A 1,199-nucleotide genomic window follows, 5' to 3' on the forward strand; every position below is an offset into this window, starting at 1 on the left:
CGGAACGACAGGGAGCGGCAGAGGTGCTACAGCGCCAAGAGCCGCGCCAAAAAAGTTCCAAAATAGCCACCCTAAAAGCCACACCTGCATCTACCTGCGGAAACATCAGAAGGGAACACAAGATGTACACATACAAAGAAGCGAGCGCCCCCAGCTACCAACTTGTGAGCACTCGCCGAAACAGCCCCAGACACGAGGCTCAGACCATCATAGCACCCAAGGCATACCGACCGACCGTCCGCGAGCAGCTCGACTCCGATGCGTTCAGGGCGGGGGCCATGGTCGGCTTCATCGCCGCCGCGGTCCTGTTCGCGGCGGTCCTGACCGTCTTCGTCCTCCCGACGATGGACGGCGCGGTCCAGGCCGCCAAGGCCGCATGCGCTGCGGGGGCCGTCAATGCGTAACGACGAGAGGTACCGCCAGAAGCCGATGAGCAGCCAGCTCGAGATATTCGGCCTCGGCGCGGACGGCGAGCAGGACATGGCGGACGCGCGCGCTTGGATTGGCGAGCACCCGCGGGCGTGGGACTTCATGGTCGAGCAGGCCACCCGCCTCAACCGCAAGGGCTACGTCTCGATCAACTACCTCATCCACATGGTGCGCAACGAGCTGCACGTCGGCGTGAAGAACGGCCTCGCGCCGAGCCTCGCCCGCATCATGGAGGCGCGATACCCGCACCTGAGGCACGCGTTCAACAAGCACCGCTCCAAGAGCGACGGTTTCGTCGATGAGTAGGAGCAGGAGGACCGCCAAGGACGCGGGCACGAGGTTCGAGCGACTGGTCGCCGACTACCTCGCCGGGAGGCTGGGGGCCGACATCGACAGGCAGGTCAAGACCGGCTCCAGGGACACGGGCGACATCCGCGGCGTGTCGGTGGCCGGGCGGGGCATCGCGATCGAGTGCAAGGACTACCAGGGGAGGCACGAGCTGCCCAAGTGGCTGCGCGAGGCGGAAACCGAGCGCAGGAACCGCGGGGCCGACTACGGCGTGGTCGTCTGGAAGCGCCGCGGGACCGCCATCCCCGGCGAGCAGTTCGTGACCATGACATTGGAGACGTTCGCGGCGATGCTCGCGGGCGCAGGCAGGGAGGAATAGCAATGGAGAGCACAAACATACCGGTGGAGATCGAGGCCAAGTTCAAGCAGGCCACCGTTAAGGGCGGCGTCGCCGTCCTGCAGTTCGAGGTCGACACGGAGGA

General features: G+C 65.5%; 3 protein-coding genes. All 3 read left to right on the forward strand.

The genetic code is table 11. The features are described 5' to 3' along the window. Positions 1 to 122: 122 nt before the first annotated feature. From ACT84W_RS11110 to ACT84W_RS11120, 3 genes are read left to right on the forward strand one after another with little or no spacing between them, the layout of a single operon-like run. Positions 123 to 404, forward strand: a complete 282-nt coding sequence (locus ACT84W_RS11110; protein ID WP_444329273.1) for a hypothetical protein — start codon at positions 123 to 125, stop codon at positions 402 to 404. Then, the gene (locus tag ACT84W_RS11115) at positions 397 to 735 is read left to right on the forward strand and encodes a hypothetical protein (protein WP_444329274.1); all 339 of its coding nucleotides are present in this window, start codon (positions 397 to 399) and stop codon (positions 733 to 735) included. Before ACT84W_RS11110 ends, ACT84W_RS11115 begins: the two co-directional genes overlap by 8 nt. Continuing rightward, positions 728 to 1,096 (forward strand): hypothetical protein, encoded by a 369-nt coding sequence (locus ACT84W_RS11120; protein ID WP_444329275.1) that lies wholly within the window; start codon positions 728 to 730, stop codon positions 1,094 to 1,096. The genes ACT84W_RS11115 and ACT84W_RS11120 overlap by 8 nt, the downstream gene beginning before the upstream one ends. The last annotated feature ends 103 nt before the right edge of the window (positions 1,097 to 1,199 follow it).

This window comes from Paratractidigestivibacter sp. (genome assembly GCF_052362415.1).
Lineage (GTDB): Bacteria > Actinomycetota > Coriobacteriia > Coriobacteriales > Atopobiaceae > Paratractidigestivibacter.